The 4,294-nt window shown below is 70.3% G+C and carries 5 protein-coding genes; 4 read left to right on the top strand and 1 reads right to left on the bottom strand.

What is annotated here, in order from left to right:
* Nucleotides 1-89: 89 nt before the first annotated feature.
* Nucleotides 90-809 (bottom strand): osmolarity response regulator transcription factor OmpR, encoded by a 720-nt coding sequence (gene ompR / locus AC04L7_RS13250; RefSeq protein ID WP_435995899.1) that lies wholly within the window; start codon nt 807-809, stop codon nt 90-92.
* Between the two features lie 193 nt (nt 810-1,002).
* Here ompR and AC04L7_RS13245 point away from each other — a divergent pair, with 193 nt between their 5' ends.
* The 4 genes from AC04L7_RS13245 to hglS all read left to right on the top strand — a co-directional run bounded on the left by AC04L7_RS13245 (nt 1,003) and on the right by hglS (nt 4,236).
* Nucleotides 1,003-1,527 carry a hypothetical protein gene (locus AC04L7_RS13245; RefSeq protein ID WP_435995897.1) on the top strand — a complete coding sequence of 175 codons (525 nt, stop codon included), beginning with the start codon at nt 1,003-1,005 and terminating at the stop codon, nt 1,525-1,527.
* Nucleotides 1,528-1,630: 103 nt separating this feature from the next.
* Nucleotides 1,631-1,924: an EF-hand domain-containing protein gene (locus AC04L7_RS13240; protein WP_475513174.1), complete on the top strand. Its 294-nt coding sequence runs from the start codon at nt 1,631-1,633 to the stop codon at nt 1,922-1,924.
* A 9-nt stretch (nt 1,925-1,933) separates the two neighbouring features.
* A complete protein-coding gene (locus tag AC04L7_RS13235; RefSeq protein ID WP_435995893.1) occupies nt 1,934-2,797 on the top strand; it encodes a sterol desaturase family protein in 864 nt (287 codons plus the stop codon).
* Nucleotides 2,798-2,871: 74 nt separating this feature from the next.
* Nucleotides 2,872-4,236, top strand: coding sequence for a 2-oxoadipate dioxygenase/decarboxylase HglS (gene hglS, locus AC04L7_RS13230; RefSeq protein ID WP_475513173.1), 1,365 nt, complete (start codon nt 2,872-2,874; stop codon nt 4,234-4,236).
* Nucleotides 4,237-4,294 lie beyond the last annotated feature (58 nt).

The raw sequence follows: 4,294 nt of genomic DNA, 5'->3' as shown, positions 1-4,294 counted from the left end.
GAGCAGGACCGCCAGCACGCCCGCACCGATCAGCACCAGGGTGATCACCAGCGCCAGTTGGCCGAACACACTGCGGGGCAATGGCGACCTCATGGCGTGGCCTCCGGCGGCACGAACACATAGCCCACGCCCCACACCGTCTGGATCAGGCGCGGCTGGCGCGGATCGTCTTCCAGCAGGCGGCGCAGGCGCGCGATGGTCACGTCCATGCTGCGTTCGAACGCCTCGTGCTCGCGGCCGCGCGCCAGGCTCATCAGGCGGTCGCGGCTGAGCGGCTGGCGCGGATGCCGAAGCAGCACCGACAACACCGCGAACTCGCCGCTGGTCAGGCGCAACAGCACACCGTCGCGGGTGAGTTCGCGCCGGCCCAGGTCGAGCGTGAAAGGCCCGAACACCACCTCGCCGCCGTCGGCCTGCGGTGCACCGGGCACCGGACGCGTACGTCGCAGCACCGAACGTATGCGCGCCAGCAACTCGCGCGGGTTCACCGGCTTGGGCACGTAGTCGTCGGCGCCGATTTCGAGCCCGACGATGCGATCGATCTCATCGCCCTTCGCCGTCAGCATCACGATCGGCGTCGCGTCGCCCTGGCCGCGCAGGCGGCGGCACAGCTCCAGGCCGTTCTCGCCGGGCAGCATCAGGTCGAGCACGATCAGGTCGAAGTGGCCGCGGTCCAGCGCCTGCCGCATCTGCGCGCCGTCGCCGGCGCCGCGCACGTCGAAGCCCTGCGATTGCAGGTAGCGCTGCAGCAGCTCGCGCAAGCGCACGTCGTCGTCGACCAACAGCACACGGGGCAGGGCGTCTTCCATGGAGCCACTATCGCCCGCCGCCGCGACGCCCGGCAAACCCCGCCCACGGCCTGTTTGTAAGCAGATGTTTCGAGCGCGGCCGGCAGACACATCTGCTGTCAACCGCGACACACCTGCCCGCGTTGCCCGCCCTACCGTGGCCCTGCCGCTGCTTACCCGTGCGGCCATCCCGCACCCCAATGAGGATTCCGCCATGAGCAAGACCCCGCTCCTGATCGCCGCCACCTTCGCCCTGTGCGCCAGCACCCTGTTCGCCGACCATGCCGAAGCCCGCGAGCGCAGCCGTGCCGTGCAGCGCACCGCACAAGGCGGCAATGTCGCAGTCGAGCGCAGCAATGCGCGCTTCGACAGCCAGCGCCAGCGCAGCTGGCAGGCCGACGGCCAGGGCAATGCCACTGCCGCACGCAGCGGCGCCATCAGCGGTGCCAACGGCGGTAGTGCCGGCTACGACCGCAGCGCCTACCGCAATGCCGATGGGAGTGCCGGCCGCCAGGGCAGCGCCTACGCGAACGGACCCAACGGCGGCACCGCCAGCACCACCGGCGGCATCAGCCGCGATGCGGACGGCAACGTGACCGGCGCACGCGACACCACCGCCACCGGCGCGAACGGCAACAGCTACACCGGCAGCACCACGGTGTCCGGCGGCACCGTGTCGCACACCGGCACCTGCACCAACGCCAGCGGCGAGACCATCGCCTGCCCGCGCGGCCACTGACGACCACACCTTTCTGCAGGCGCGACGGCAGGCATCCCCTATGCCGCATGGACGCCCTCCCACCCGTCGCGCCTGCACCTTCCTTCACGTCCTGGAGAACGCCATGTCCCGATCCATCCTGCTTCCCTTCGCCACCGCCCTGTCGATGTTCTCGCTGGTGGCGCCGGCCCACGCGCAGCAGCGCACCCTGACCGACGAACAGAAAGCCACGCTGCAGGAACGCCTCAAAGCCGCCRATGCCAACGGCGACGGCCTGATCGACAAGGCCGAGGCCGACGCCAAGCTGCCGCGCATCGCCAAGCGCTTCGATACCCTGGATGCGAACGGCGACGGCAAGCTTTCGCCCGACGAAATGCGCGCAGCGGGCGAGAAGCTCGCCGAACGGCGCGGGCGGTAGGGCCGCGCCATGGACCGCATGCGCGTCTTCGTCGGACTGCCGCTACTGGTGTTCGCGCTGATCGCGGCGATGGAAGCCGCGTGGCTCGCGCGGCGAGGTGTGCGCTACGACTGGAAGGGATATTGGGCGTCCTTCGGCGATGCCGTGGGCCGCGCCCTGACGGGCTTGGTGGTCCAGGGCGGCATCGTCGGCGTGCTGCTGTTCGCGATCTGGGAGTTCCGCGTGACCACGATCGCGATGGACCAGGCGTGGCACTGGATCGCGCTCTTCCTCGGCCAGGAGCTCTGCTACTACGCGATGCACCGTGCCGACCACCGCGTGCGATGGTTCTGGCTGAACCATTCGGTGCACCACTCGGCCGAGCAGTACAACCTGTCCACCGCCTACCGCCTCGGCTGGACCGGCAAGCTCACCGGCGCGGCGGTGTTCTTCGGCCCCCTGGTCTGGCTGGGCTTTCCGGTGCCGTACGTGGTCGGCGCGCTGGCACTGAACCTGCTGTACCAATACTGGCTGCACACCGAGTTGGTGCCGCGCCTGCCGCGCGCCATCGAGTTCGTCTTCAACACGCCGTCGCACCATCGCGTGCACCACGCCAGCAATCCGGAATACCTGGACTGCAACTACGGCGGCGTGCTGATCGTGTTCGACCGGTTGTTCGGCACCTGTCGCGAGGAACGTCCCGGCGTGCCGATCCGCTACGGCCTGGTGGAGCCGGTACACAGCTACAACCCGGTGAAGATCGCGTTCCATGCCTGGGTGAAGCTGGCCCGCGACCTGCGCCGTACGCGTGGCATCAGGCAGGTCGCCATGACGCTGTTCGGCCCGCCCGGATACCTCCCGGGAAGCGGGAAAAAGGTTCGCCAGGGGCACTGAGAGTGGCCCGGGCGGGCGCGGGCGGCGACAATACGCGCCCCCGGCGGCCCCACGCCGCCCGCACGCAGAATCCCATGACCGCCTTCGTTTCGCCCGACCGCATCCGCGGCCTGTTCGCCCAGGCCATGTCCGACATGTACCGCGCCGAGGTGCCGCTGTAYGGCGACCTGATCACGCTGGTCGGCGACATCAATGCCGACACGCTGCAACGCGATCCTGCGCTGGCCGAGCGGCTGCAGCGCACGGGCGAGACCGGACGCCTGGACCTGGAGCGCCACGGCGCGATCCGCGTCGGGACGCCGGCCGAGCTGGCGATGCTCGGGCGCGTGTTCGCGCTGATGGGCATGCACCCGGTGGGTTACTACGACCTCACCGTGGCCGGCGTGCCGGTGCACGCGACCGCGTTCCGTCCGCTGACGGAAGAGGCGCTGGCCGCCAACCCGTTCCGCATCTTCACCTCGCTGCTGCGGCTGGAGCTGATCGCGGACGCCGCGCTGCGCGCCGAGGCCGAAGCGATCCTGGCCCGCCGCGACATCTTCACCGCCGACGCGCGCGCGCTGGTCGCGCAAGCCGAACGGGACGGCGGACTGGACGACAACGATGCGCRGCGCTTCGTCGCCGAAGTGCTGGAAACCTTCCGCTGGCATGGCGATGCGACCGTCTCGCTGGAGACCTACCGCGCGCTGCACGGCCTGCACCGCCTGGTGGCCGACGTGGTCAGCTTCCGCGGCCCGCACATCAACCACCTCACCCCGCGCACGCTGGACATCGACGCCGCGCAGGCCGCGATGCTGGGACGCGGCATCCAGGCCAAGGCGCTGATCGAGGGTCCGCCACGCCGCGCCGTGCCGATCCTGCTGCGCCAGACCAGCTTCAAGGCACTGGAAGAGGAAGTCGCCTTCCCCGACGCCACCGGCACGCTCGTGCCCGGCAGCCACAGCGCGCGCTTCGGCGAGATCGAGCAGCGCGGCCTGGCGCTGACACCGGCCGGCCGCGAGTTGTACGACCGCCTGCTCGCACAGGTGCGCCAGGCGGGCGGCGCCGGCAACACGTCGGCCGACTATCCGCAGCGGCTGGCGGCGGCTTTCGCGGCGTTCCCGGATGACGAGACCACGCTGCGCCGCGAAGGCCTGGGCTACTTCCGCTACCGCCTGACCGACCGGGGCGCCGCGCTGCCGGCATCCGAGCGCGCAGCGATATCGCCCGATGCGCTGGTCGATGCCGGTCATGCCGTCGTCGATCCGATCATCTACGAGGACTTCCTGCCGGTCAGCGCGGCAGGCATCTTCCAGTCCAACCTCGGCGGCGGAGAACAACGCGCGTACGACGCGCATGCCAACCAGGACGCGTTCGAAACCGCACTCGGCGCGAAGATCCACGACCCGTTCGCCCTGTACGCGCAGGCGCAGGACGCGTCGGTCGCGGCGCTGCGGGTCTGACGCTCTTTCCCCTCTCCCTGCGCCAGCGGGGAGAGGGTGCCGAAGGCGGGTGAGGGGC

It is taken from the genome of Pseudoxanthomonas sp. LjRoot204_2 (assembly GCF_056175765.1).
The sequence above is the reverse complement of the archived record's forward strand: the minus strand, read 5'-3'. Positions and strand labels throughout refer to the sequence as shown.